2 protein-coding genes and 1 pseudogene are annotated in these 2330 nt (G+C 38.0%); 1 reads left to right on the top strand and 2 read right to left on the bottom strand.

The genetic code is table 11. The annotated features are described in order from the left end of the window. Window positions 1-527, bottom strand: a pseudogene (locus tag ACFIQE_RS09675) (phage antirepressor KilAC domain-containing protein); the annotation flags it as partial. Between the two features lie 381 nt (window positions 528-908). Here ACFIQE_RS09675 and ACFIQE_RS09670 point away from each other — a divergent pair. Continuing rightward, window positions 909-1994, top strand: a complete 1086-nt coding sequence (locus ACFIQE_RS09670) for a hypothetical protein (RefSeq protein ID WP_375621835.1) — start codon at window positions 909-911, stop codon at window positions 1992-1994. Between the two features lie 27 nt (window positions 1995-2021). Here ACFIQE_RS09670 and ACFIQE_RS09665 read toward each other — a convergent pair. After that, window positions 2022-2330 (bottom strand): hypothetical protein (locus tag ACFIQE_RS09665; RefSeq protein WP_375707635.1); only part of this gene is annotated, 309 nt, incomplete at its 5' end.

Raw genomic sequence — 2330 nt, 5'->3', positions numbered from 1 at the left:
TTGATCTTATCCTGATAAGGTAACAATGGCGCTCCTGGAGCACGCCGATAGACCCAATCATGTTTACGCAAGTAATCGGTTAAATCTTTTGGTCGCACTTCAAGCATCTTCGCTGCTTCGATAAGACCGAACAAACCATCAGAACGCTTTAAACCTTCCAAAGCCTCTGCTTTTGGAGCTAATTCGGCAATGGTATTATCCTTTTGCTTGATTTGACTTTGTAAGTGATTCAAGACACCAAGTAATGCTTCGGGTTTGGAATAATCAACTTGTGGTGTGGCTACCTGCGGTGTTGCTACTTGTTTCAAAAGCCGTTCACATTTGTTAAAGTATTGACGTGCCTCATGCCCTTTGTCATTACGCTCTATAATCGAAAGATGTTTAGCCATGTCTAATGTAATGTGGTATTCTTTTTCTTTTCCACCGTTTTCTAAATTCAGACTTTATTTCCAAAAACGCAATATAATTCACGTGCGTTAACAGTTTGAACTGTTTACTTGGCCAATAGTTTGTTCTTTAATTTCTATAGAGTATTCATGGTGAACTCCTTACTACTTAGACGTTTTTCATTGACTCTTTAATTAGAAAGTGCCGAGCACTGAAAAACACGGTAGTAAGTCCGTCGTTATGCTTTCCTATGAAGGTGTGTTATAGCATAACGACACCCCACAAAATCACTATATGCGAGTAACATACAATGAGTCAAAGCCTTTAATGTGCGAAAATAAACTATCTCGGTAGCTTATCTGCTTAGTATTTAAGGTGTTCGTTAGGTTCCTGTTTCGATTATTCATACTCCTATAATAATATCACTTTTTTCTAAAAATCATAAGCACATATTTACTTTATTTGTCGACTCACTTTAGATTTTCCAGCTTAGTTTTTTATTTATAGTGGAGGGGACAATAATGCTCGACATACTTGATACAATTGCGATGATCGTATGTTTGTTGTCGTTACCGGTGATGGTTGTCGGACTTGTTTTAGTGTGTATAAAAAAATGGTGCAAAAATGGATTGAAAACCCTTGGCATTGGAGTCTTATTATTTCTCGGCTCTGCAATATTAGGTGCGTTTTTTTTTCACAAAATCAAACCAGATCAAGTTGCGTACAATAATGAAATTTTTTCCTCCTCCTCAACTTTATTAATAGATGTTGCTACTCAAAATGAAAGCGTGACAAAGGCACTACCTGAGAATACTGATAAGCAAAGTATCCATGTTCAAGATAAAAAGTCAGACGAAAATGATGGTCTAGGTTTTTGGGGATGGTTCAGGTTAATTTTCTTTGCATTTATTGCATTGTCTATTTTTGTTCATTGGCAAGATAAACGCAACAAACGTTTTAAAGAAAAGGTTTCAGAGCAGGTTTTAATGCCTCCCCCGCATATCCATCCTTCTTCTGATTTATCAGTTGTTAATAAAATGTCGCCGGAACTTGAAAAAAAACGGTTAGAAAAGAGGGTACAGATCGTTCTTCTTTGTGCTCTACTGATTGGAGGCATTGTGGTAACAGTAACTATTACGCCATGGTTATTAGTACCCATTTTTATTGTTTTAATTTTTGTTATTATTGCCTATCGTGAGACAAAAAAGGAAAAAAGCTTTGAGCAAGAAGTTGCTCTGTGGCAATCAGATATTCCTCCCTCTAATTTTGAGGAAGCATGTGAAATGTTTCAAGAACTTGACGCAAGTGAATATGATTATCGTTTAGTACAAAATGAAAAACTGTTGGGAGTTCAAGAACGCGTTACCTTTGATATTGGCGAAAATACTCCAATTTTAGGACGTCTTTTAGTAACAAATCAAGCTATTGTATTTGAAAGCCCTGAAGATAATGAAAGGACTACTTGGGCAAGAATTGCATCAGTAACTATAACATACCAAGGATGTCACATCAGTCACCGTACCGGCGCACCATGGAACTACCGATTTAGTGCTATTCCAAATCCAAGGTTTGCAGCAGTAATCCGGGTTCTTGGGCAGCCTTATTGATTTTGAAACACACAAGACAAAGGTTCCTCATTGTTTTTTCTCCCGCAAGATAAGCTTATACATACCGGATTCAGAGGCTTGGACATCTGTAACAGTGAAGTGCTCTTGAGAAGAGGGGGCTTTGTTGTTTTCAGGGGAAATGATTACAACACTATCTTGAGGTTTTGGTGGTAATCCTCCAATGTCATTGATACAAAGATCAAGTTCCTTTCTTGCAATTGTGGTAGGGATTCTGCCACCGGCGTCCGATTCTGAATGCTTAATGCCGTAAATCGCTGTGATACGAAAAGATTGCTGGTTGTCCTTTCGCGTGTAGATGATGGGCTGCCCAAAAGT

Source organism: Bartonella sp. AA1HLJMS, from assembly GCF_042197445.1.
Classification (GTDB): domain Bacteria; phylum Pseudomonadota; class Alphaproteobacteria; order Rhizobiales; family Rhizobiaceae; genus Bartonella.
This window is presented reverse-complemented; position numbering and strand designations above follow the sequence as displayed.